The 23,756-nt window shown below is 36.0% G+C and carries 22 protein-coding genes; 15 read left to right on the top strand and 7 right to left on the bottom strand.

The window, feature by feature from the left end; genetic code table 11:
* Positions 1-464 precede the first annotated feature (464 nt).
* The 5 genes from NST21_RS25030 to NST21_RS25010 all read left to right on the top strand — a co-directional run bounded on the left by NST21_RS25030 (position 465) and on the right by NST21_RS25010 (position 3,685).
* The gene (locus NST21_RS25030; protein ID WP_201249343.1) at positions 465-1,055 is read left to right on the top strand and encodes a hypothetical protein; all 591 of its coding nucleotides are present in this window, start codon (positions 465-467) and stop codon (positions 1,053-1,055) included.
* Between the two features lie 249 nt (positions 1,056-1,304).
* Positions 1,305-1,643: a PadR family transcriptional regulator gene (locus NST21_RS25025; protein WP_340891944.1), complete on the top strand. Its 339-nt coding sequence runs from the start codon at positions 1,305-1,307 to the stop codon at positions 1,641-1,643.
* Positions 1,643-2,410: a permease prefix domain 1-containing protein gene (locus tag NST21_RS25020; RefSeq protein ID WP_340891943.1), complete on the top strand. Its 768-nt coding sequence runs from the start codon at positions 1,643-1,645 to the stop codon at positions 2,408-2,410. Before NST21_RS25025 ends, NST21_RS25020 begins: the two co-directional genes overlap by 1 nt.
* A 266-nt stretch (positions 2,411-2,676) precedes the next feature.
* Complete coding sequence (locus tag NST21_RS25015; RefSeq protein WP_340891942.1) at positions 2,677-3,171, top strand: helix-turn-helix transcriptional regulator; 495 nt, start codon at positions 2,677-2,679, stop codon at positions 3,169-3,171.
* A gap of 157 nt (positions 3,172-3,328) precedes the next feature.
* Positions 3,329-3,685, top strand: a complete 357-nt coding sequence (locus NST21_RS25010) for a hypothetical protein (RefSeq protein ID WP_340891940.1) — start codon at positions 3,329-3,331, stop codon at positions 3,683-3,685.
* A gap of 272 nt (positions 3,686-3,957) precedes the next feature.
* On the opposite strand, the gene NST21_RS25005 is transcribed toward NST21_RS25010, so the two are convergent.
* From NST21_RS25005 to NST21_RS24980, 6 genes are all read right to left on the bottom strand, one after another.
* Entirely contained in the window at positions 3,958-4,596 is a 639-nt protein-coding gene (locus tag NST21_RS25005) for an SdpI family protein (RefSeq protein WP_340891938.1), read from the bottom strand.
* Complete coding sequence (locus NST21_RS25000; RefSeq protein WP_340891937.1) at positions 4,580-4,861, bottom strand: autorepressor SdpR family transcription factor; 282 nt, start codon at positions 4,859-4,861, stop codon at positions 4,580-4,582. The genes NST21_RS25005 and NST21_RS25000 overlap by 17 nt, the downstream gene beginning before the upstream one ends.
* A gap of 840 nt (positions 4,862-5,701) precedes the next feature.
* Positions 5,702-6,121: a hypothetical protein gene (locus NST21_RS24995; protein ID WP_340891936.1), complete on the bottom strand. Its 420-nt coding sequence runs from the start codon at positions 6,119-6,121 to the stop codon at positions 5,702-5,704.
* Positions 6,122-6,174: 53 nt separating this feature from the next.
* On the bottom strand, positions 6,175-7,488 hold the full coding sequence (locus NST21_RS24990) for a DUF4179 domain-containing protein (RefSeq protein WP_340891934.1): 1,314 nt from the start codon (positions 7,486-7,488) through the stop codon (positions 6,175-6,177).
* Positions 7,481-8,005, bottom strand: a complete 525-nt coding sequence (locus tag NST21_RS24985; RefSeq protein WP_201249998.1) for a sigma-70 family RNA polymerase sigma factor — start codon at positions 8,003-8,005, stop codon at positions 7,481-7,483. Before NST21_RS24985 ends, NST21_RS24990 begins: the two co-directional genes overlap by 8 nt.
* Before the next feature lie 911 nt (positions 8,006-8,916).
* Positions 8,917-10,542 (bottom strand): M4 family metallopeptidase, encoded by a 1,626-nt coding sequence (locus NST21_RS24980; protein ID WP_340891931.1) that lies wholly within the window; start codon positions 10,540-10,542, stop codon positions 8,917-8,919.
* Between the two features lie 475 nt (positions 10,543-11,017).
* Between NST21_RS24980 and NST21_RS24975 the strand changes: the two genes are divergently transcribed.
* The 7 genes from NST21_RS24975 (at position 11,018) to glpK (ending at position 19,099) form a co-directional block, all read left to right on the top strand.
* Positions 11,018-12,502, top strand: a complete 1,485-nt coding sequence (locus NST21_RS24975) for an amino acid permease (RefSeq protein ID WP_340891929.1) — start codon at positions 11,018-11,020, stop codon at positions 12,500-12,502.
* A 388-nt stretch (positions 12,503-12,890) separates the two neighbouring features.
* On the top strand, positions 12,891-13,991 hold the full coding sequence (locus tag NST21_RS24970; RefSeq protein ID WP_340891928.1) for a CaiB/BaiF CoA transferase family protein: 1,101 nt from the start codon (positions 12,891-12,893) through the stop codon (positions 13,989-13,991).
* A 698-nt stretch (positions 13,992-14,689) separates the two neighbouring features.
* Positions 14,690-15,223, top strand: coding sequence for a hypothetical protein (locus NST21_RS24965; RefSeq protein WP_340891927.1), 534 nt, complete (start codon positions 14,690-14,692; stop codon positions 15,221-15,223).
* Between the two features lie 113 nt (positions 15,224-15,336).
* Complete coding sequence (locus NST21_RS24960) at positions 15,337-15,774, top strand: hypothetical protein (RefSeq protein ID WP_340891925.1); 438 nt, start codon at positions 15,337-15,339, stop codon at positions 15,772-15,774.
* Between the two features lie 210 nt (positions 15,775-15,984).
* A complete protein-coding gene (locus NST21_RS24955; RefSeq protein ID WP_340891923.1) occupies positions 15,985-16,527 on the top strand; it encodes a glycerol-3-phosphate responsive antiterminator in 543 nt (180 codons plus the stop codon).
* A gap of 233 nt (positions 16,528-16,760) precedes the next feature.
* On the top strand, positions 16,761-17,585 hold the full coding sequence (locus NST21_RS24950) for an MIP/aquaporin family protein (RefSeq protein WP_053348821.1): 825 nt from the start codon (positions 16,761-16,763) through the stop codon (positions 17,583-17,585).
* A gap of 23 nt (positions 17,586-17,608) precedes the next feature.
* The gene (glpK, locus tag NST21_RS24945; protein ID WP_056523131.1) at positions 17,609-19,099 is read left to right on the top strand and encodes a glycerol kinase GlpK; all 1,491 of its coding nucleotides are present in this window, start codon (positions 17,609-17,611) and stop codon (positions 19,097-19,099) included.
* Between the two features lie 185 nt (positions 19,100-19,284).
* Here the strand turns inward: glpK and NST21_RS24940 are convergent, their stop codons facing one another.
* Positions 19,285-20,223 carry a helix-turn-helix transcriptional regulator gene (locus NST21_RS24940; protein ID WP_340891920.1) on the bottom strand — a complete coding sequence of 313 codons (939 nt, stop codon included), beginning with the start codon at positions 20,221-20,223 and terminating at the stop codon, positions 19,285-19,287.
* A gap of 87 nt (positions 20,224-20,310) precedes the next feature.
* Between NST21_RS24940 and NST21_RS24935 the strand changes: the two genes are divergently transcribed.
* The 3 genes from NST21_RS24935 (at position 20,311) to NST21_RS24925 (ending at position 23,626) form a co-directional block, all read left to right on the top strand.
* On the top strand, positions 20,311-20,754 hold the full coding sequence (locus NST21_RS24935; RefSeq protein ID WP_340450934.1) for a VOC family protein: 444 nt from the start codon (positions 20,311-20,313) through the stop codon (positions 20,752-20,754).
* A gap of 568 nt (positions 20,755-21,322) precedes the next feature.
* Positions 21,323-21,568, top strand: coding sequence for a DUF2164 domain-containing protein (locus NST21_RS24930; protein WP_053348825.1), 246 nt, complete (start codon positions 21,323-21,325; stop codon positions 21,566-21,568).
* A gap of 405 nt (positions 21,569-21,973) precedes the next feature.
* Positions 21,974-23,626 carry a glycerol-3-phosphate dehydrogenase/oxidase gene (locus NST21_RS24925; protein ID WP_340891919.1) on the top strand — a complete coding sequence of 551 codons (1,653 nt, stop codon included), beginning with the start codon at positions 21,974-21,976 and terminating at the stop codon, positions 23,624-23,626.
* Positions 23,627-23,756 lie beyond the last annotated feature (130 nt).

The raw sequence follows: 23,756 nt of genomic DNA, 5'->3' as shown, positions 1-23,756 counted from the left end.
TAGCCCCACGAGGTCATAAGTCAAAGCCCGGTTGAGGTTAAAGAGCAACCTGGGGTGAATGAAACATATCACATTTGATGAATAACAATTATTCTGTTAAAAGCCAAATTACAAATAAAACAATGGTGATTATAGATTAATGAGACAGGTTACGTTAGAGTAAATAACTGGAAATAGGTAAGGGGTTATTTTCTTAAATAAACTAATGTATGGATGCGATTCTTCAAGATGAAGAACTCCTTTTTTTATTTTTAAAAGTAAGCTTGTGAAAGATTGTACTTAAACTAACGGGTGCGTTAGTTGAATAAGAATAACTAAAAAAGTCGATTCCTTGAGATGGAAATCGGCTTTTTTAATAGGTGACATTTCCTTAGCGTTGTAAATCCGCATTTTCCTGACGCTACCCCGTAGTGTATGATTTGAAAACAAGTTACTTTAGTTATGAAAGGGACAGGAGAATGTGAATGTTTTCAGAAAAACAATTAAAAGACTTAATTTCAGGGAACATAGTTGGTAACAGTTTCCCTTATGATACAGATAATGAACAAGAAATTGAAGCTCATATACGACGATTATATTATCGAATTAATCGTATTCCAAATTTAAAATGTGAAGCTGAGTGGAATCATTTTGGAAGTGGCTATGCCTCTTTTGTTGAATTTTTTTGCTATCTCAAAGAAGATGTTACAGTCGTTGAAGAAAAGTACGGTCGTCGAGAGGAAAAGACGGAAGGTATTATTATTGACGTTTGTCGGTTAGCACCTGTAGCTATAATGGGTGAAGATGATAGATATAAAACGATTTGTATCGAAACAAATGAAGAAGTTGGTGGGGCTTATGGTTCCTTACTTGATGGTCCAAAACGATTGCATTTAAGCAAGAAATTTCAATCAATTGCAGAAAAATGGAAACAAGCGTTAAAAGAATTTGATTATGACATTTTGGAAGCAGAAAAAATTAATAAACCTTTATCCTTTGAAACGAAAATTCCAACGATTTATCGAGAACCAGGAGAATATTTAATTATGGATGCGATTTTTTATTGGGAGGATTAAATTTAATTAAATAAAAAAATCCTATAAAGTTCAAAATTGGGAAGATTCGTTGCTAATTGAAATGGTTTGTGTAAAATTGCACTTAAACTATAGGGTGCGTTAGCTGAAGATCAGAGCTGTCTTTAAGGCAGCTCTTTCTTTATGCAACTATAGGGGCAGGTTAGTTGAACAAGGGACGTATATTTTTTTAAATTAATACCTTGCATTATATAGTAATATAAAATATATTAATACCAGGTGGTGGGAAAATTGGAAGTTAACAAGGAAGTATTGAAAGGTCATATAGACACACTTATTCTTTCACTTTTACATAACAGGGATATGTATGGATATGAATTAGCTAAATTCGTACGAGAAAGAAGCGAAGGACAATTTGAATTAAAAGAGGGTACGCTTTATCTTTCTTTAAAGAGATTAGAAAAAAACAGATGGATTGAGCCTTATTGGGGAGACGAACAAGGTCCAGGAGGAAGAAGAAAATATTATAAACTCACGTCAAAAGGTATAGAAGGTTTTGAAGAAAAGCGTTTAGAGTGGCAATTTGTAAAAAAAATGATTGATTCGTTTTTAGAAGGAGGAGAAAAGTAATGAAACAAATTGATGAATTTGTGAATTCAATATATGCAAATGTTAGTGGAAAAGAAGCAAAAGAAATGAAAGAAGAAATGCGAACGCATTTAATAGAAACTGTCGAGGAATTAAAAGAAGAGGGGAAAAGTGAACAAGAAGCAATTTCTATTGCTATCAATCGTTTTGGTGATAAAAATCAAATTACCAAGGGATTGCTTGATTTATTTAAAGCGCAAAACAAAATAGTTAAAATCCTATATCGCACCGCGTTTATTTTTTTGATTATTGGCTTAGGAATTTTAATAAGTTTGATAGTAAGCGACAAATTAGTTGGGGATAAACAATTAGAAGTACAAGCTACACTTAATACTATAATTAATATGTCGGGAGATAAAGAATTATCAGAAGCTGAAAAAAATCAAATTATTTTAAAGTTCCAAGAGATAACTGATGATAAATTAGTGAATTTTTCTTTATATAAAAAGCCAGAAGGAACTCCAGAAATTATTGATCAAGAAGATTTCCCAAAGGTTTATAGTAAAATGGAAGAAGTAATAAAATTCGGACAGACAGGTAATTGGTTTTTCTCAAATGAAAATAAAAATTGGTACGCCGAAGTTGGATATATCGGTGCAGAAGGAGTAACTTTTAACGCAATTTCACCTAGTTCCTATTACGTTATTCCATATAGTTTTATTATTATCTTTATAGTTTTAGGACTTTTAGCTTTTATGTTAAAACGAAATTCCCAACGTAAAATGCTACGTATTTTCCTAAAAGATTAATTTACTATTCTTAATAAACTAACGGGTGCGTTAGCTGAAGATCGGAGCTGTCTTTAAGGCAGCTTTTTCTTATGGAACTATCGGGGCAGGTTAGTTCAACAAGCTTTAATTAAGAAATATTCCCCATTTCAAACTTATTTAGAGCAAGGTTATTTCTTGCTTTTTTCTTTGTGTTTTAAAGTTGCTTTTTATTCAAAAAGGGTATTTTTTATTGAAAAATAATACTATTAGTGTAAAATTACACTAAAAAGGAGTATTTAGTATATATGGAAAAAGAAGAATTCATCAATTTAATATCAGAAAAAATGAAACTTGTCCGAACAGAACAAAGTTTTTCTCAAGATAAGATGTCTGAAATTCTAGGGATTTCAAAAAAAACACTAGTTCAAATTGAAAAAAGAAGAACAGAAGCCAATTGGACCACCGTTGTTGCATTTTGTGCTTTGTTTAATCATAGCCAATTGTTGATATCATCAATTGGTGACAATCCAGTTGATTTTGTTCAGTTAATTGCTAGCAAAAATGGTGGTACGCCTAAAGAAAAAACAATGGGTGGTAAGATATGGTGGAAAGAAATCGAGTATAGAGGGGATTTTCGTTTGCAACAAAATTTGATTAGTAACCATTACCGTATATTGGATCAATATGATTATCGTTGGCATAGTTCTTTTAATAAAGAAGAGAGTTTAAGTCGTTTAAATGAATTACAGGCGGTGGGGACTATCGAGATAGACAAAGGTATAGGGATATATGAAGAATAAGATTTTAGTTACAGTATTGATAATCAGTATAGGGATTAATTTGTTTTTATTTTTAACTAACACCGAAGTAGAGTTGAATAGCATTTCCTGAAAATCACAAAATCTAATTATTAAATGTTAAGGTTAAATTAATTATATATGTCCAAAGGAGGACGACATGAAGACCTCGTGGTTAATACTTACTTTAATACCGGCTCCATTCTTGTTTCACTTTTTTGAATATGGACAACACATTAAGCGTGAAGAAGCATCTTTTCTATATTTAGGTACTGTAATCTTTGTTATTATAATTGGGCTTTTATCTGGTCAAATAAGAATTCGTTACGTTATTTTGGTTAATGTTATAACGGGGTTATTATCAATGTTTTTAGCTATGTATTTTATTCCTGACGATGGTTGGTTTAAGCCAGTAGGTAGAGATGTTGCAGTAATCATTGTTGCAGTTGTTTTTTTAGTGGGACAATTAATAGTAAGGTCTTTTTCAAGACCATTCTTTGTTAAGAAGGAAAGTTAAAACTTTTCTTCTTACTTCAGTCAGGCTACCACAAATGATTATGGTTTATTCAAAATCAACCAATAACTTTAACATAGCCTAAAAAATAGAGAAAAGCCAAAAAATAACTGAAATAAAAGAAAGCCTACTTCCTTAAATAGCAAGGATCGTAGGCTTTCTTTATTCTTAAAGGTGTTTAATTTACAATAAAGTTGTACCGATTTGAAAAAAGTTTAACCGTTTTTCTTATGGAACTATAGGATTTCTTCAATTTATTTTCATACAGATTGCACCTATATACCCTTTTTGTAAAGTAAATAGGAATACATAAACGGTACTCCAACAAGAACTGCTACTATTATAAGAATTATTGGTAGCCAGTTTATATTTAAAAAACTTCCAATAACAATACATATTCCACCAACTATCCACAAATAACCTGCCATATGATGTGTTTTATTCCAATTTTCTTTACTATTAAGTGTCCAAGGTAATTTAATACCGACTGTATAGTTTTGCTTGCATTTAGGTAAATAATTTCCACACACGATGATAATTACACCTACCATCGCAGGGGCTATAATTTGAATTGGAATATTATATCCAAGAGGTTTAAACAATATTATTGGTATTAAAATTACTGACATTATAGGTATGATCCATCTTCCTAACTGCTTTAATACAGAAGAAGCATTAGCCTTTTTAGGATCGTTTTTTATCATAAAATGTGAAAATATATGAATTCCAGCCATTAATACAGGCAATCCCAAAACCGCAATTGCTTTTGGAGCAAAATTATCAGGATTCCCAGCAGAATCCCAATGAATAGCTATTTGATTTGGTAAATTATTATATAGTGCTAACGAGAGTATAATGGGTAGCAAACAAACCAAAGTAGTAGTAATCAACGTCATATCAATTTTTCTTGTCATTTTCTTTTCCTCCAAACTGTGAAAACCATAGCATTACTTCTTCAAATACTGAAACATTAATTTCGTAATAAATGAAATTCTTATATTTCGTTTCAAAAATCAATCCTGCTTTTTTTAATTGTGACAAATGGTAAGAAATTGTAGCACCTGTCATATCAAATCGTTGCCCTATTTCCCCTGCTGACATTTTCCCATCTTTTAGCATTACTAAAATTTCTCGTCGCACTGAGTCAGAGAGTGCTTTAAATGTTTCTGGAAACCCCACCATAACAACTCCTTGTAGTATTTAGAAATATTTCTAAATAGAATTGTACACTATTACATAAAAAGAGTCGATATCTATTTAGAAAAATTTCAAAATAGATTTCGACTCTGTAATCAAAAAATTATAAATTACCTACATAGCCTATATTTATTTTTATTCTTAAAAGGTTAATTCTATAATTTCTTGTTGAACTATCAATGAAGCACAGGACGGACTATTATCATCTGTAAATAAACATTTAGAACTTGGTGTTTTTTTTATTTTTGGTACGAGGTTTCCAAGTACAGAAGAATATTGGAAGACCAATGTAGATAAGGATACTCAAAATAAGGTGGATGTTTATACTATAAGTACCTATGACTCACTCAGTCAGATTCAACACTGCTCGACGATTAGAAAATTTTTAAATAAAGAAGGAAAAATAATAGATGAACAAAGAACGAACATAAGATTACGATACGTATTTCCAAAAGAAATGGAACGAATTCTATTGGACAATGGATTTGAGATAGTCAACATATTTAAGGACTGGAATGAAACACCTATAACAAATGATAGTTATGGGATGATATATGTTTGCAAGAAAACGAGGAATATAATATAGATAGAGAAAAATTATTTGATGGCTACCCTTTTTTACTTGTGCGAGCGAGATTGTGAAATATTGTACTTAAACTAACAGGTGCGTTAGTTGATTAAGGAACACAAAAATAAAGGAAATTTAATTCTTTGGGCAAATCTTCTTCCTCTACTAAAAGTTATTGTTAGTGACAATACGGGCTGTTAACTAAAAATTACACCGTTCAAATTTCCGAACGGTGCTTAAAATAAATTAGATTCCTAATTAAAACGCCTAAAGTTATTACCTTTTTGATATTTGTGATAATTTACTGCAAAATGTGACGTGCCAACTAAAACGACTGATGTAACTAGGAATGTGATAACGAATTTCATAGGGTCTTTGAGGGATCCTTCAAAAACTAAAGTAACATATACAGGTGCACATAATACCAAAATTAAGATATTAGAAAAGGAGATGACCTCAAAAATATTCTTTTTATACCTGCCATTTGCAATCAAGGTATATAGAATAACAGGGATTGCAATAGCTAATGCTAGGAAAATATATTTAGGGTCAAATAATCCATTCTCGAATAAAAATCTACCTTTAAACAACTTCCCAACCAGAGCTGTACAATAAATAATAATTGCAGAAAAGACTAGATTTAAAACGATTAAAAATGGCTTTCCCACTTTCATTTTCTTTCCCTCCCTTTATATGAGCCTCTTTCTAAGGCTGGATTGGCTCATATTTAATTGGGAATATCAATCTTAAATTCTTCATACATAATAGGTTTTGGAAACTTATAAGTTTTAATCTGCAAGCCTTTATTCTTGCTGGCTGCAAATTCTTGCTTAAATGTATTACCCTCAATTCGCTCCGCTAATGGATTATCCTCTAGCAATAGGCTTTTCCCATTAGCATCTTCTAGCCATAATGAATTTCTTGAAAGTTTATTGCCTACAATTGCATCACTTTGAAGATCAAAGTACATAACGGTCTTATCTTGTTGATGAATGATCTTTGTAACAAGAACTTTCCCAAAATCACCTTGATCCACGATAAAAGGTAAAGTTTGTTCATCTAAAGGCAAAGACACTTCTTCCCAGCCTTTTTCCGACATCGGAATGGTGTAAGGAACAACTCTTACTTTTTTGCTGCCTTCTTTTAAAGGTGCATACAGAAAATTAAGCTTTGCTATTTCTTTTCCATTTTTGGTATCTCCAATACCACTTGCTGTTACCGTATCTAACACATTCCCATTATCATCGATCACGTAAAAGTTTAATGAATATGGATCAAGCTTATTATTTCCTTCATCTTTTACCACTTTCACATTAAGAACTGTTCCGGCAGGGCCAACTTTTAAAGAACTTATTTCTATTTCTGCCCCTTCGATGGTTTTCACTTCCTGCGGTCGAATCACTGTTACTTCATTTGATTGCTTCACCGGAAAATTGAATTCCCACTTGCCTGGAATAAGACCAACAGCATCAATTCTCATTTGCATGTCAAATTCTTCTGGGAGCTCCTCAGTTGGCGTAATATCCATAGTCCCTTTATATTTTTGTGGTGTGACAAAGTCACCTGAATAACCCGAACTGAAATTGATTTCCTTCCCATTCACTTCAATCGTTGGATGTTCGATTTGCCCAATTGCAAATAGGGATTCTTGTGTAAAACCGAATGTTAAGCGTGTTCCATCATAAAAAATTTCATTTATTGTTAAAGTAATCCCATTATCTTTTGAAGATTGGTTGACTACTTGCGTTAAGCCATTTTTACCAGCAATTCTAAGCCCTTCATCCAAAGAATCATTGAAAAATGTGCCGATAATCGGAATATTGGAGGCAATTTTCGCCATAGCAGGAGAAACACTGGCAGACCCAATAAAAACACCCAAGCCTAATACTGCAGCACTAAGTGAGTAAAAAACCACTTTTTTCTTCGACATTTTTCTTCGATTTCCATTGATTGTATTTGTAATAATCGAATCAAGCTTATCCATTGGGACAGATACTTTATCCATTTCTTTTTTCAAATCTGGCCATTGATTACTACTCATTAACACAATCCTCCTTCAATTTTTCTTTTAATAGATTAATCCCACGATGAATGTTAGTTTTCACCGTACCTTCTGGATAATCTAAAACGTCAGCAATTTGCTTAACCGTGTAATCCTTATAAAACCGTAGAATTAAAACCGTTTTATATTTTTCATCTAATTCCATAACAGCTTGAAGTAAATCAGGATCTTTTTTGTTTGTTTGGTATGGAGCCAGCTTTTCTTCTATGCTTTTTATCTCCATTGGAATAATTCTTTTCTTTTTGTTTATGAGATCAATCGCTGTGTTGATAAGGATACGTGACAACCAAGTTGAAAAGTACCGTTCATCTTTAAGATTTTTAATTGAAATAAAAGCTTTATATATGGTTTCTTGGAAAACCTCCAGCGCATCGTCTTCATTTTTCATATAAATATAGGCTATTTTATAAAGTTTGATTTTTTCATCCTCTATCAGCTCTTGAAAAGCTTTGTTATTTCCCTTTTTAGCACGCTGAACCTTCTTTATATCTTGCAATGTAGTGCCCCTCCCTTCCTCTAACTGTTAGACAAACTAGGAATGAATAACGTTTCAATTTTTCTCATTTTTTTTGATTAAACAATTTTGTTCTCTAATTCTATCTTAAATGTAGATTCTTAGAGTGGCTTAAATAAAGTTGAACTGTTTATAAAAGTCGCACCGTTTTGAAAAAAGTTTAGCCGTTTTTGAAAAGGATTTCAGTTTTTCTTGTAGATTAAGAACCTGTTGAGTAATAATAAAGTTATTCCATTAAAGGGCCAGATTGTGGTAGAAGGACTGTATTAACTATTTGAAATAATTGAAGTAACTAAAATGGGGAATCTACGATGACGAAAACTAAATGGGTATTAATTCTGTTAGGTGTAATGGACTTGGTACTTATCATCGCATCTTACAGACTATTTCATTCTTTTCTTGAAACCAACAGGTTATCTTGTTCCTTTGGGAATTAATTTTATTGTTTTATCCGTAATCGGGTTTCGTTCGAGCTTTCCAAAAATCTGGAATGGGCGGTATAGCACTGTTGCTACCGTTCGTAAAAGTAGACTTTCTCGAACGGTGGGGTTTCTTCTCAAAATAGCCGTTATTAACGTTCGTTAAAGCACGAAAATACTATAAATGTAAGCAACAACCCGCACCCAAACCTGAGTACATCGGAGCTCCCACTGTGTATGACGCATGAGTTACCATTTCCGCGCAGGGAAACGCGTCTACTATAAATCCATCATTTATCATTTCAGGACGTCCTTACTAAAAATAATAAGCACAATATTAAAAAGTCGCGCACCTTATACTTATAAAAAAACACCTCAGCTAACATGTACTTTTTCTGTACATTTAGGGAGGTGTTAAGGTTGTCTTACTTATTAGATTAGCCTAGACATTTAAAAATTCATAGGGTGGATCTCTTAATTCACACCGACAGCTGTAAAAGCGTTTTTGACTGCAGTGGCTTCTGCACTGCTTGAACCATATAAATCAGCGGCAGATTGGACGACTGCTGCTCTGGCTTGTGAAAAAGTAGACGAGGAAGTTAAATAAGTCGTGTTGGCCCGGTAAAAGATGGTTCCTAGTTTATCAATGCCAATTCCAGTTACGGTCACGCCATGGTGAGTGCCGCCCGCGGAAATAAGATAAGCTGCCTTATTAATGATTCCGCTGTTCGTATGGACGCCGCCATTGTCGCCCGATCCTGCATAACGGTTCGTATAATGGTCAGGGTCGCCATTCAATGTTGGGTTGGCCATTGAACGGAGGGCATCGCCGGAAATATTAGGTGTATAAATATCTTCTCCTATCAGATAGTCCGCTTTTGCACTTTGATTCTTAAATTCAACAACGGTGCCAAAAATATCAGAAATCGCTTCATTCAAAGCACCGGATTCATTCTGATAGGTCAAATTCGATTCCGTAGAAGTTACAGCATGTGTCAATTCATGTGAAACAACGTCTAAGCCGCCTGACAATGGGATGAACGTCGTGCCGTCCCCATCACCGTAAACCATTTGTGTACCATCCCAAAAAGCATTATTGTATTTCGAACCATAATGAACGGTTGACTTCAGGATGGCTCCATTTCCATCGTAAGAGTTCCGTCCAAACGTGGATTTGTAATAATCATAGGTTTTACCAGCATAAAAATGAGCATCCACTGCAGCTTTATCGGTAGAAGAAGTAAAAGCGTTGGTTGTATTGGATAAGAGTGTACCAGGCAATTTTGACCGGTTATTAGCATTATAGGTAAAAATACCTTTGCCACGTGTATTGTCTTGTAGATAATATTTACCGCTCGATAAGGTAGTGTTTAACGATACGGTATTGTTTAGGACTCCGATGCCCGTACCGACGGAATTGGTCCCCGTCACTTCATCAAGGGTGTTATATTTATTCAATATTTCACCTGTTTTGACTGAAATGAAATAATTATAGTTTCCTGGTTCCGGATCTAAGAAATTTAAATTGACCTTATATACATAGTCGGCCTTTCCTTCATTGGCGTATACATATAGCTCTGATTCAGGAGATTGTTCGTAAGAAGGAGTGAATCCAATATCTGCTTCGGCTATTTGGATTGCTTCTGATTTACTGATGCCTTTTTTAGCCTTTTTCCCTAATTTAGTGTTTAAATTGGCTTCAACTGTTCCGGACACGACTGTTAAAACACCTTGAGCGTCAATTAATACTGCCTGTGTAGAATTCCATACAGGTACGCCCTTATAGGTTTGTTGCAATCTTAGAGCGGTATTTCCAAGTTCATCCTTACTTTCTTTTTGGATAATGAAGGAGTCTTTCGCCTTTTGCTTCTCTAACTTGTAAGACTTTGTGTTTTTATCAAAAAAGGTAAGAATGATATCCTCTGCCGTCTGCTTTGAAGGTTCTGTGAGTTTCCCAGACTTGAATTCTAGCGAATCTCTATGCTTATTATACTTTTCAACGCTTAACACGTTTTTTGCCGCTAAAGCTTCTTGTTGGGGAATAGCAGAAAATAATAGACCGATAGATAGGGCGGTTCCTAAAAATACCTTACCTTTCATAACCTTTCAACTCCTTCATGAGAATACCTCATTTTTACATCGTTTCATATTATTATCAAATGGAGAAAACACGCAAAAAATATGACATTTAAAGGAATAAAATGGAGAAAAATGGTTTTTAATAGAAATGTTCTTTCTGAATATTCTTCTAGTAATATTTGGAATATATTTAAGGGCGTATGAAATAGAGCTTAGTATTTTATAAATCCCCCTTTTTTAATGCTGCAAAAAAACATGGCATAAAGTGCAAAAAAACATGGCATAAAGTGCAAAATATTTTGTCTATTGAAAGCGTTTTTTAAAATAATTTGTTGAATATTGCGGTTTGGGAAATTTGGCATGAAAATTGCATATATTCAGAAAAGGAATATTCGAATTGTAAATTAGGTCTATTTGAAAGTCTATGAAATAGGAAAATTTATTAAATGGATTTCCCCATACATGTAAGCGCTTATATAGAAAGGGATGAAAATTTATGATACCAAAACAAGAAAATGACATCTTTCAGCATCCTCCAAAGCAAGAAGAACAAGAATTAAAGCGCGGTTTGAAATCCCGTCATTTAACGATGATTTCTATAGGAGGGGCTATTGGCACCGGGCTGTTTCTTAGCAGCGGGGCAGCTATTCATACAGCTGGGCCAGGCGGCGCATTACTTGCTTATGCCTTAGTTGGGGCAATGGTGTACTTCGTGATGACCAGCTTAGGGGAACTGGCAGCCTTTATGCCGACAAGCGGTTCATTCAGTACCTATGGAACGAAATTCGTCGATCCGGCATTTGGGTTTGCCTTGGGATGGACGTACTGGTTCAATTGGTCGATGACCATAGCGGCGGAGTTGGCAGCCTCAACAATGATTATGAAATTTTGGTTTCCGAATAGTCCATCATTGTTGTGGAGTTCATCATTCTTGGTGCTCATTTTCCTATTAAACTATTTATCCGTTAAAGGATATGGTGAAGGGGAATACTGGTTTTCCTTCATAAAAGTAACGGCCATCGTTATTTTTATAATCGTTGGCATACTAATGATTGTCGGCATCATGGGTGGCGAAGCAGTAGGTTTTAAGAACTTCACAATCGATGACGCGCCTTTCCCGGGTGGTTTTATGGGTGTCTTCATTGTGTTTATTGCAGCTGGCTTTTCTTTTCAAGGTACAGAAATCGTCGGTGTGGCTGCAGGTGAAAGTGAAGACCCAGCCAAAAATATACCAAAGGCTATTAAAAGCGTTTTTTGGAGAATCCTACTCTTTTACGTATTGGCAATCTTTGTGATAGGGTTACTTATCCCTTATACAAGCCAAAGTTTACAAGGGGATAATGTTATGGTTAGCCCATTCACGCTTATATTTGAAAAGGCTGGAGTTGCTTTTGCAGCTTCGCTCATGAATGCAGTCATTTTAACAGCGGTATTGTCAGCAGGTAACTCTAGTTTATATGCTTCGACGCGTATGTTATATTCAATGGCTAAAGATGGGCAAGCACCACGCATTTTTGCAAAACTTAACAAACGCGGAGTGCCGGTTGCGGGTATGATTTTGACATGTGCCATCGGTATGCTTGCATTTTTAGCTTCTATATTTGGTGATGGTAAAGTGTATATATGGTTAATGAATGCTATTGGTATTACAGGATTTATCTTCTGGCTAGGTATTTCTATTAGCCATTATCGTTTCCGTAAAGCTTATATAGCTCAAGGCCATTCATTGGAGAAGCTGCCATATAAGGCATTATGGTTTCCGATTGGTCCGATTTTTGCTATTATGATTGGCTTAATCGTTATTCTATCTCAAAATTTTCAAGCGTTTTTTTCAGACCACATTGATTGGGGCAGTGTAGTAGCTGCATATCTAGGAATCCCACTTTTCCTTGGTCTATGGTTTGGATATAAACTGGTAAGGAAAACTAAATTCGTTAAACTTGAGGAAGTGGAGTTTGACTTTGACAAAAAATACGAATGATAATGCTTTAAGTAAAATCAGCCGGACAATGTTGTTTTAAATTGTCCGGCTTTTTACTTGTCTAAATGTAAACCGCTATGTGCATGTACTTTCGCCATTCAAAATTTTTATTCAAAGCCGGGAGCGGGATTCCTGGCTTTTTTATTTTGCGATAAATGGTAATTAATACAAATTTAAAGAGGGATGTTATATGATAAACGTAATCTCTATGTGAGCTTTTCTATAAAATTAGCTAAAGGAGACTCTATGTATCATTCTAATCTCTTTCAAATTTTTTTAAAAAAGCAAAGCATGCTAGTACGACGGGGTAACTGCCATCTTTGAGAAGAGAAAGCCATACTTTAACCGTTTGAAGTATCTAATCGCTAGAAAAGGAAGGTGCGCGCTTATGACTCTATTAACTAATTTGAAGGTATTGGACTTTTCAACGCTACTGCCCGGACCATTTGCCACTTTGATGCTAGCTGATTTAGGAGCAGATGTTTTGAAGGTAGAAAGGCCGGCAGCAGGGGATTCATGGGGTGTGAATCAATATCTTAACAGATCAAAGCAATCGATTACCCTTGATTTAAAACAGTCGGATTCCATCGAAGCCGTAAAAAACTTAGTGAAAGAATACGATATCGTCCTTGAACAATTCCGGCCAGGTGTCATGGATCGCTTAGGGCTGGGGTACGAGGTTTTAAAACAAATCAACCCAAAGTTAATTTATTGTTCAATCACAGGGTTTGGCCAAACCGGTCCCTACAAAGACCGCCCGGGTCATGATATCAATTATATTTCGATTGCAGGGTTATCAGGCTATTCCGGTACAAAAAAAGACGGCCCAGCAAAGAACGGAACGCAAATAGCCGATCTTGCAGGAGGATCAATGCATGCTGTTATCGGTATTTTGTCCGCAGTCATTTACAGGGACAGAACGGGGGAAGGTCAATCCATCGACATCAGCATGACCGACTGCAGTTTCGCTTTAAATGCCATATCCGCACCTCTGAATTTACAAGGGGGCATGGAGCTTGAGCCAGAGAAATTGATGTTAAACGGAGGGTCATTTTATGACTTTTACGAAACGAAAGATGGGCGTTATTTTTCGGTAGGAAGCCTGGAGCCTACATTCCGTAAAGCTCTATGTGAAGCAATCCTCAAGCCCGAATTGTATGAACTAAGCTTGAGTAGAGATGCTGAGAGTGTAGGTAGATTTAAAACAGCCGTCCAACGTGCTTTTCTTGCAAAGAACTTTGATGAATGGAAAGAAATATTTGCTGATTCTGAAGCTTGTGTAGAACCAGTACTGACCTTTACCGAAGCGACCAATCATCCCCAACTTAAGGAACGGGGCATGATTGTTGAAGTACCTGACGGAAAAGGAAGCATCCAGAAGCAAATTGCTTGTCCAATCAAAACATCAGTTTTTACCCCTGATTATAAACATACAGGGCTGAAGCCAGGACAAAGCAATGGAGAAGTTCTCCGCACCTTTAATCGTTAAATAAAGAAACGGACCTAGCTAAAATGAGATATATATTTAAAGGCTGTCACTTTTCCAAAATCTTTTTGGAGAGAGATAGCCTAATTTTTTTGAATTTAATCTTCGCTGCAACGACGTAAATACTCATATACTCATGCTGCGGCAACATTTATGAGGCCGAGCTAAATGAAGAAAGGCCGAAATAAGCGGATGAAGGACGAATTAAGTGGATGAAGGACGAATTAATCGGAGGAAGGACGAATTAGGTGGGAGGAAGGTCGAATTAAGCGGATGAAGGACGAATTAAGTGGGAGGAAGGACGAATAAAGCGGATGAAGGACGAATAAAGCGGATGAAGGACGAATTAAGTGGATGAAGGACGAAACAAGTAGGAGAAAGGTCGAATTAATCGGGAGAAAGGACGAATTAAGTAGGAGAAAGGTCAAATTAAGTGGATGAAGGACGAAATAAGTGGGAGAAAGGACGAATTAAGTGGAGGAAGGTCGAATTAAGTAGGAGAAAGGTCAAATTAAGTGGATGAAGGACGAAATAAGTAGGAAAAAGGTCGAATTAAGCGGATGAAGGCCAAATTGATCTTTTATCAATGAAAGTAACAAGTCGCATATGCTGAAAATTACCAGTTATAACTAGCGTTTACCGGGTATCAGAGTATCAACCTTCAACAAAGGACTTATAAGAAAAAAGCTTTAGGAAGGAGGATGATAATAATCTTTGGTCTCTATGATATCATTAAATTTCTATTTTCTTTTTTTCTGATTATGCCAATCGTTACACTGATACATTTGAGCGGACATATCTTCTTTGTGACAATCTTCGGAGGATCAGAAAAGAAAATCTTGATCGGATGTGGAAATAAACTTTTCTCCTTTTGTAACATAGAGGTGAGGAAATATTATTTTTGGAATGGGACATGCGAGTTTAGGGGATTGAAACATGATAATCGATTGACGAATATGCTGATTTATTTAGGGGGCTCTATCTTTAATTTAGTCAGTATGCTAATCATATATAGCTTAGTGTATCAGAATATCTTGGAAAGCTCGGTAATATGGTACCAATTCATATATTTTTCCTTCTATATTATGTTTTTCTCCTTGTTTCCAATGTATTTCTCGGACGGGTCGCCTAGTGATGGGAAGGCTGCAGAATTGGCCTTGAGGAACAAGTTGGAAGATAGGGTGACTGATGATATATTGGTGAAGAAAATGGATGATGATGATAGTTGCAAGTAAAAAGGGACGTGCATGATGCTCGTTCTTTTTTGGTGCTTGGATGAAATAGAATAGGGTAATGACCCATATGGAATGAAGTTACCTGTAAGTTAAGTTGGAGGGGGAAAACCACGATGAATACGTTCAATCCATCTAATATTTTCGGGAATGGTTTACCGATAACGTTAACTGCGTCTATGCTAGAGCGAATTATAAAGATGAAATCAGGTGAGCAGGATGTTAAAGTCGAGATTACGCCAAAACATATAGTGCTTTTCGGAACGACGGAAGTGAAAAAAATGATGTTTAAGAAAAACGTGCCTTTCCGTATTACATTAAAACCGGTTCACGTGGAAAAAAGAACGATTTCATTTGAATTAGTAGAAATGAAGCCTATTGATAGGAATTTTATTAACCAAAAGATATTTAACAGACCGCCATATTTTGAATTTGAAAATAGAATGATCAAAATGAATTTTAATGCTTGGAACATCGTGAAAAGAATACCCGTGGGCACTATTAAATCGTATGAGTTGGCGGAAGGTGCATTAAAAATTAAACTTTCATTATGATGAAAAGAAGAAAGGGTAAGCAATGAAGGAAATGTTTACATAGCATTCTTACCTGTACTATTTTAAAGGGGATAACAGGTATGTTAGTGTAAGGATATGGTAAAGGGCGATTCTTCAATAAGAAAAATTGTGTTTGATAAATCAAGCTCTTTAAAATATACTAAATAACTAAAAGTTTTGAGTTTTTCCGGTAGATAAGGGGGAAAATGAATGGACCAGAAAATTTTGCCTGCTTCGGCAAGCATGAAGGATTTCGAAAGATTTCTAGAAAGTTCCTATGAAATAGGTGTGTTTCTTGATTTGCATATATCACAATTGAAAAATGTAAGCTTAATGGCAAAGCAGCATAAAAAGAAAATGATTTATCATGTCGATTTAATTCATGGTATTAAAAGTGATGAATACGCTACAGAATTTATTTGTCAGGAGTATTGCCCATATGGCCTGATTTCAACAAAATCCAGCGTGATTTTGAAAGCGAAGCAAAAGGGTGTTATTGCCATTCAACGAATCTTTTTAATTGACTCACATGCGTTAGAGAAAAGTTATAAGCTGGTACAGAAAACAAAGCCTGATTATATCGAAGTTTTGCCTGGCGCAATGCCTTGGATGATTAAAGAGGTAAAGGAACGCTTACAAACTCCTATCTTTGCTGGTGGGCTCATACGTTCTTCAGATGAAGTCTTGAATGCCCTTGAGGCAGGAGCTTCGTCAATCACGACTTCAAAAACTGAATTATGGGAGATGTTTTAATTTAGATAGGAGTTGTTGTGTGATAGAGGAAAAAAAATACAGAAAAATCATTTATTTTTATATAAATTAATTGACAGCGTTTTCACTACCTAGTATATTTACATTACAAGTTAATACATGTGACGGAGATTAGGAGATTCACACCAGACATACTCATTTTTTGAGGAAAGTTCTGCTGTGAATCTCCTTTTATTTGTTGGTAAGGCATCATTCTATAAGAGGAGGAGTTATGTATGACTCCATTTTGGGGAGAAGTAGTAGGCACAATGATTTTAATTTTATTTGGTGCAGGTATTGGGGCAGGATCTTCCTTAAAGGGATCTTATGCCAAAGATGCAGGCTGGATTGTCATCACGATTGCATGGGGACTGGCTGTTACAATGGGTGTCTTTGCAGTGGGTTCCATAAGCGGAGCACATTTAAACCCGGCTGTTACAGTAGCATTAGCTATCAATGGAGATTTTCCTTGGGCTGATGTGCCAGGGTACATTGTGGCGCAAATGATAGGGGCAATTATAGGTGCGACTCTTGTATTCCTGCATTATTTGCCTCACTGGAAAGCTACGGAGGATCCAGGTACAAAGCTTGGTGTGTTTGCAACCTCACCAGCTATCCCACATACTTTTTCAAATCTATTAAGTGAAATGATTGGTACATTCATCCTTGTTCTTGGCTTATTATTTATTGGAGCCGGCAAGTTTACAGAAGGTCTGAACCCATTTGCTGTCGGTTTATTGATTGTTGTTATCGGGATGTCGCTCGGAGGAACAACAGGCTACGCCATAAACCCTGCACGTGATCTTGGACCTCGTATTGCTCACTTCCTGCTGCCAATACCAGGTAAGGGAAATTCGAATTGGGGCTACGCTTGGATTCCGGTTGTTGGCCCGATTGTCGGTGGAGCACTTGGAGCTGTCTTCTATAAAGCGGTCTTTTTAGGTGAATTGACGACAGTCTTTTGGACTGTTTTAGGAGCAAGCCTAATAATATTGGTATTAGCATATACTTTTGGAAAAAAGCAGTCGCGTGAGTTAGAAACTAGCAACATTGCTAGTTAAATTAAAAAGGGGGGAAACACATTATGGAAAAATATATCTTATCATTGGATCAAGGAACAACTAGTTCACGGGCGATTTTGTTTAACGAAAAGGGCGAGATCGTCCACTCGGCCCAAAAGGAATTCACACAGCATTTCCCTAAGCCAGGCTGGGTAGAGCATAACGCCAATGAGATTTGGGGATCAATTTTAGCAGTGATTGCTGGTGTACTATCGGAATCTAGTGTAAAGCCTGAGCAAATTGCTGGTATTGGAATCACTAATCAGCGTGAAACGACAGTCGTTTGGGATAAAGAAACAGGAACCCCTGTGTATAATGCGATAGTATGGCAGTCCAGACAAACTAGCGAAATTTGTGATGAATTGAAAGGAAGAGGTCTTAATGATCTGTTCCGAGAAAAAACAGGATTGTTAATAGACGCCTATTTTTCCGGTACAAAAGTGAAGTGGATCCTCGATAATGTGGAAGGAGCTCGACAAAAAGCAGATGAAGGCAAGTTGTTATTCGGAACCATTGATACCTGGCTGATTTGGAAGCTATCAGGAGGCAAGGCCCATGTAACAGACTATTCTAATGCTTCGCGGACATTAATGTATAATATTCATGAGCTGAAATGGGATGAGGAGCTTCTGGAGATATTGACTGTTCCAAAATCAATGCTACCAGAGGTTAGACCTTCTTCCGAAGTGTATGCCCATACGATCGAATATCACTTCTTCGGCCAGTCGATTCCAATTGCAGGAGCAGCAGGTGACCAACAGGCAGCATTATTTGGCCAAGCTTGTTTTAATGAAGGAATGGCTAAAAATACGTATGGAACAGGTTGTTTCATGCTTATGAATACGGGTGAAAAGGCTGTCAGTTCCGAGCACGGGTTATTGACAACTCTTGCTTGGGGATTGAATGGCAAGGTTGAATATGCACTAGAAGGCAGCATATTTGTAGCAGGATCAGCGATTCAATGGCTGCGTGATGGCTTACGGATGCTTAAAAATGCCGAGGACAGTGAAGCCTATGCAAAACGTGTAGAAAGTACTGATGGAGTTTATGTTGTTCCTGCGTTTGTTGGGCTTGGGACTCCATATTGGGACAGCGATGTCCGAGGTGCGGTTTTTGGCTTAACTCGTGGAACATCTAAAGAGCATTTTGTCCGTGCTACCCTTGAATCACTTGCATATCAAACGAAGGATGTACTTGATGCAATGGAGGCGGATTCAGGTATTGAGCTGAAGACATTGAGAGTGGATGGTGGTGCAGTTAAGAACGACTTCTTAATGCAATTCCAAAGCGATCTACTACGTGTCCCTGTTGAAAGGCCGACTATAAACGAAACGACAGCACTCGGTGCAGCGTATTTGGCTGGACTAGCTGTTGGCTATTGGAAGGACCAAGAGGAAATCGCTCAGCAGTGGGCAATAGACAAAACCTTTAATCCATCCATGGATGAGCAGGAAAGTGAAAAATTATATGACGGATGGAAAAAAGCTGTTCAAGCAGCAATGGCTTTTAAATAAAGGTTCTGATAAACACTAAATTTAACAAATAAAGAAGGCCACTTATATAGTGGTCTTTTTGTTGTTAAATTTATAATAAAGTCATTTGAAACTTAATAAAATGCTTTAAATATGTTGTTCAACTATCGGGCAGATTACCATAATAAAGTCTTTAAATAAGACGAAATAATTTACAAACTAGCCTTCTATAAATTATCTAGTAAATCTATATAATACTTTCTTAAAAGTTCTCTTAATATATTAGGTTCTACTATTTTTATGGATTTACCAAAGCTAGCAATATAGTTAACTATAAACTCAAGCTCATTTGGCTCATACGAACCAACAATATAGGTACTTTCACTCTCGGTGATTAACTTCATAGATGGGAAATGTTGCTGTTGAAAATGCTCAACCCCTTCTTGATTTATTAGACACTTGAATTGAATTGCCTTTTCAGATGGTTTCCAGAGTGAATGTGCATTGTGAACATTAATCTCCTTTAAGTCAATTAATGGTTCGATGTTCGTTATTTCCACTGTTGTAATACGATCACACCGGAATACTCGATAAGCTTTTTTCGTTACATCATAAGCCTGACAATACCAATATCCTTTCATTGCATAAATAGCGATTGGCTGAATGCTACGAGTGCTTTTTTGATGCATTGTTTGATAACTGATTTTTAATACTTCATTTTTAATGGCTGCAAGTAATAAAGTTTCTAAATATGCGCTTTCTTTGATTTGCTCCGTGTGTCGAAAGGTTACCCGGTCTTGAATTCTCTCTATATGCTGACGTTGTTTTTCTGCTAACGCGTTTATAAATTTCTCATGAATAGAATGAAGCGATACTTGAAAAGGTAGATTTGAAAAGCTGCGTAGTGCCTGCATTGCAAAATAAAGCGCATAAATTTCTTGACTGTTAAAAGAAATTGGCGGTAGTGTCATTTGATTAAGTAAATGATAACCTCCATACCGACCATATTCTGCATAAATTGGTGCGCCAATTTCCTCTAGTGAAGAAATGTCTCGTAATGCAGTCCTTTTAGAAATATGAAATTCTTGCATTAAATCTTGGAGTGTAAACTGTTGTTTTTGATTGATAAAACGCAGCATTTGATTTAAGCGTTCTGATTTTTTCATAAAATGACCTCTTAATGGTGCCGTTTTTTGTCACCTTTATTTTATATACTTGTAAGTGTAATAAATAATTGTTGAGGAGGCAATAAAATGAATTTTGAAGTAATTCCCTTTCTATCGTTGAATGGTAAAGGTGCAGCTGCTATTGAGTTTTATGAGGAATATTTAGGGGCGACCGTTCTTTTTAAGAAAAATTATAAAGAGATGAAGGAAATGAATCCTAATTTTATTTATGGAGAAGGTCAAGATGAGTATATTACACATTCTGTTTTGCAAATCGGTGCGAATAAGCTTATGCTTGCGGAGAAAGAAATGGACAATACACAACCTTGGCAATTAGGTAATAGTTCATCTTTATGTATTCAGTCTCAAGATAAGATTGTAATTAAAGATCTCTATGACTCGCTTATTCAACATGAAAAGGTGGCCATTTTAGTACCATATGAACCCAATGCTTTTAGTCCAGGATATGCCATTGTACGAGATCCGTTTGGATTAATTATTCAACTTTGTGTAACCGTGCATGATTTTTAATTTAGGTGATTTATTACATGTACAGCTATATGACGTTTGTATTAAATTTCAGTAATTTAGAAGATTATTAACAGTTTAGGGCGTTAGTGAAAGAATGATTAAACAACTTTATAGTTAAAGTTTTTACTCTGTAGTAATCACTTTCCAACTAAATTACAGAACTTAAGAAAACCGATTCTACATCAGTAGTATCGGTTTTCTTGATTGATGGCTATAAAATTAAACGACTTTATTGTAAGTATTCATCTTCTTCAACTATCGCCCCTTTAACTCAAAAAAATTCTGTTTTTATTAACTAAAATCACGTTTAAATTCGCTCTTCTTTTGTTCCTGTAAAACTGATAATCCAATAAAATATTCGGGTATGATAAAAGAATTAATTCGAGAAAACCTAAACCAAATAATGTCGAGGTATGCTCATCTGCATTAAATCTAGTTTCAACTACCCTTAAAAAAGGGTCTTTACCACTCCTACTTGTACATAATATTTCATGAAAATATAGCCTGTGATTTACTGAATTTCACATGTATAGTTAGCTGTAATATATTTTATTAGGGAGTGTTTTACTTGTTTATAAAACTTACAAAAGATCAGCAACAATTAATGATTTCTGACATTCAATACTTTTTTTCACAAGAAAGAGATGAAGAAATAACTGAATTTGCTGCAGAAAGAGTATTAGATTTCGTTAAGGAGTCACTTGCTCCTCATTTCTATAACGCTGCTGTCTTAGATGTTAAACATGTAGTGGAACAGCAATTTTCTTCACTTGAAGATGAAATATTAACTCTAGAACGTCCGATAAAAAGATAAATAATTTTTCAAGAGTGAATTTGATAATAATTCACTCTTATTGTTGCACATAATATGTCTTATACGGCATAAGATAGGAATCATCTTTCCTTGTTTTTACTTCAGCTAATCTGCCCCTTTAGTTGAACTGTTAAATAAAAACAAAGCGAAGTCTTTCTAATATGAGCTAGAGTATGATATACTAAAATCAAGTTAATAAATCGGCCGGAGAACAGGAGAGACCATGAATGCGTTATCGAGAATTCGATAATGTGCATTTATGGTCTCTTTTTTTGTTTTTATTGGCAGATTAGGGTAATTAATATCTATATGAATGGAAAACTATGAGAACAAAATAACTTATTTAAATACAAGAACCAAAAACTACTCGACAAAAGCAGGTATCACTCAAAGGAGGAGTTAGGCATGAGGTTTTCAAATATATATCGAGAAGAAACAATTGAGCTTCTGAAAAAAGAAAAATTTGATGTGTTAGTCATTGGCGGAGGAATTACAGGTGCAGGGATTTCCCTGGATGCAACGACTCGAGGAATGAAAGTGGCATTGGTGGAAATGCAGGACTTTGCTGCAGGAACATCAAGCCGTTCAACAAAGCTTGTCCATGGTGGTTTGCGGTATCTAAAGCAATTTGAAATAAAAATGGTTGCTGAGGTTGGAAAAGAGAGAGAGATCGTTTATGAAAATGGGCCACATGTGACTACACCGGAAAGAATGCTGCTCCCAATGCATAAAGGCGGCACATTTGGAAAATTCAGTACATCCATCGGACTCCGAGTCTATGATTTTCTAGCAGGCGTCAAAAAAAGTGAACGAAGGAAAATGCTATCGGTTAGTGAAACACTGAAAATGGAACCCCTTGTAAAGAAAGAAGGACTTAAAGGCGGAGGCCATTATGTTGAATACCGTACAGATGATGCACGCCTGACGATTGAAGTGATGAAGGCGGCTGTGGATAAAGGAGCGACACCGATAAATTATACAAAAGTAGAAAAACTGTTGTATGAAAATGGCAAGGTAGTAGGCGTCCAGGTCAATGATATACTATCAGGCAATCAGTATGAAATTTATGCAGACAAAGTTATCAATGCCGCAGGTCCATGGGTTGATTCGATCCGTGAAAAAGACCAATCGAAAAAAGGGAAAACGCTGAAGTTATCAAAGGGTGTTCATGTCGTAATTGACCAATCGAAATTTCCTTTGAAGCAGGCGATTTACTTTGATACGCCCGATGGCCGGATGATTTTTGCCATACCGCGAGCTGGTAAGGCCTACGTTGGAACTACAGACACCTTTTATAATGGCGATCCTGCTGTCCCTACCGTTACATCGGAAGATCGTGCCTATTTATTAAAGGCGATTGGTTATATGTTTCCAGAAGTGAAAGTTTCGGATGAGGATATCGAATCAAGCTGGGCTGGAGTTAGACCGTTAATTCTTGAAGAAGGCAAAGACCCTTCTGAAATTTCAAGAAAAGATGAAATATGGGAGTCCGATTCTGGTCTTATCACGATTGCCGGAGGAAAATTAACGGGATATCGCAAAATGGCAAAAACGACAGTCGACCTCGTAGCCGGGAAGCTTTCTCAGCAAACAAATAGATCTTACCCTAATAGCAGTACCAAAAAAATGCCGATTTCTGGAGGGGATGTCGGAGGATCAAGCAATTTCTCTGATTATATCCAGACACATATTCAAATAGGGGTTGACTCAGGACTCACTGCTAAGGATTCCAAAGAGTTATTGGCTATGTACGGATCAAACGCGGCTGTTTTGTTCAATATCGCAAAAAGTGAAGGGGACGTGGAAACTCGCACTGGCCTCCCACAGAAGTTGTTCGTACAGTTGCAATACGCATTAGATCATGAAATGGCCGCAACTCCGGTTGATTTCTTCTTCCGCAGAACCGGTACCCTATTATTTGATATCGATTTAGTCCAAACACATAAAAGTGCAGTAATTAAATATATGGCTGAATATTTTGGCTGGACGGAATCAACAAAAACGGAAAGAACAAACCAATTGGAACAAGAAATACATGGTGCTATTAAAGTATCTTAACTTATACCTGAAACGATTAAACGCCAGCGGCTTTGCTGGCGTTTATCTTATTTTCCATGATTTTATTCGAATTATAGATGTGTGAGTATAAGATGAGTGGCAATGGCTCATCTTTTACGTATTCAAGGAT

It is taken from the genome of Peribacillus sp. FSL K6-1552, from assembly GCF_038005205.1.
GTDB classification, from domain to species: Bacteria; Bacillota; Bacilli; order Bacillales; family DSM-1321; genus Peribacillus; species Peribacillus butanolivorans.
This window is presented reverse-complemented; position numbering and strand designations above follow the sequence as displayed.

What these genes read in the sequence shown, in the direction of transcription:
- NST21_RS24955 (WP_340891923.1), top strand. Translation starts at nt 15,985, where the DNA reads ATGGACCAGAAAATTTTGCCTGCTTCGGCAAGCATGAAGGATTTCGAA.
- NST21_RS24980 (WP_340891931.1), bottom strand. Translation starts at nt 10,542, where the DNA reads ATGAAAGGTAAGGTATTTTTAGGAACCGCCCTATCTATCGGTCTATTA.
- NST21_RS25030 (WP_201249343.1), top strand. Translation starts at nt 465, where the DNA reads ATGTTTTCAGAAAAACAATTAAAAGACTTAATTTCAGGGAACATAGTT.
- NST21_RS24995 (WP_340891936.1), bottom strand. Translation starts at nt 6,121, where the DNA reads ATGAAAGTGGGAAAGCCATTTTTAATCGTTTTAAATCTAGTCTTTTCT.
- NST21_RS25010 (WP_340891940.1), top strand. Translation starts at nt 3,329, where the DNA reads ATGAAGACCTCGTGGTTAATACTTACTTTAATACCGGCTCCATTCTTG.
- NST21_RS24975 (WP_340891929.1), top strand. Translation starts at nt 11,018, where the DNA reads ATGATACCAAAACAAGAAAATGACATCTTTCAGCATCCTCCAAAGCAA.
- NST21_RS24940 (WP_340891920.1), bottom strand. Translation starts at nt 20,223, where the DNA reads ATGAAAAAATCAGAACGCTTAAATCAAATGCTGCGTTTTATCAATCAA.
- NST21_RS25020 (WP_340891943.1), top strand. Translation starts at nt 1,643, where the DNA reads ATGAAACAAATTGATGAATTTGTGAATTCAATATATGCAAATGTTAGT.
- NST21_RS24925 (WP_340891919.1), top strand. Translation starts at nt 21,974, where the DNA reads ATGAGGTTTTCAAATATATATCGAGAAGAAACAATTGAGCTTCTGAAA.
- NST21_RS24935 (WP_340450934.1), top strand. Translation starts at nt 20,311, where the DNA reads ATGAATTTTGAAGTAATTCCCTTTCTATCGTTGAATGGTAAAGGTGCA.
- NST21_RS24970 (WP_340891928.1), top strand. Translation starts at nt 12,891, where the DNA reads ATGACTCTATTAACTAATTTGAAGGTATTGGACTTTTCAACGCTACTG.
- NST21_RS24965 (WP_340891927.1), top strand. Translation starts at nt 14,690, where the DNA reads ATGATAATAATCTTTGGTCTCTATGATATCATTAAATTTCTATTTTCT.
- NST21_RS24950 (WP_053348821.1), top strand. Translation starts at nt 16,761, where the DNA reads ATGACTCCATTTTGGGGAGAAGTAGTAGGCACAATGATTTTAATTTTA.
- NST21_RS25015 (WP_340891942.1), top strand. Translation starts at nt 2,677, where the DNA reads ATGGAAAAAGAAGAATTCATCAATTTAATATCAGAAAAAATGAAACTT.
- glpK (WP_056523131.1), top strand. Translation starts at nt 17,609, where the DNA reads ATGGAAAAATATATCTTATCATTGGATCAAGGAACAACTAGTTCACGG.
- NST21_RS24990 (WP_340891934.1), bottom strand. Translation starts at nt 7,488, where the DNA reads ATGAGTAGTAATCAATGGCCAGATTTGAAAAAAGAAATGGATAAAGTA.
- NST21_RS25005 (WP_340891938.1), bottom strand. Translation starts at nt 4,596, where the DNA reads ATGACAAGAAAAATTGATATGACGTTGATTACTACTACTTTGGTTTGT.
- NST21_RS24960 (WP_340891925.1), top strand. Translation starts at nt 15,337, where the DNA reads ATGAATACGTTCAATCCATCTAATATTTTCGGGAATGGTTTACCGATA.